Genomic DNA, 230 nt, shown 5'->3' on the forward strand with positions numbered 1-230 from the left:
AAGGCCGACCCCGCCTCCCAGACCAAGACCACCGAGCCGGGTGCCCTGGCTTCGACAGGGGAGAGACTGCTGCCGGTTCTTCCGCTGGCAGTTGCCGGATCTGCTTTGACTTCTTTAGGTTTGCTGCTCGAATACAACCGCAAGAAGAGGCGGAACGATAAATAAGTAATGGCCTGCCATGGCTTTGAATGAACTGCCTCCCATTTCTTGGACATGAGAAATGGGAGGCT

The sequence above is a fragment of the Collinsella sp. AF33-16 genome (assembly GCF_003475325.1).
Classification (GTDB): domain Bacteria; phylum Actinomycetota; class Coriobacteriia; order Coriobacteriales; family Coriobacteriaceae; genus Collinsella.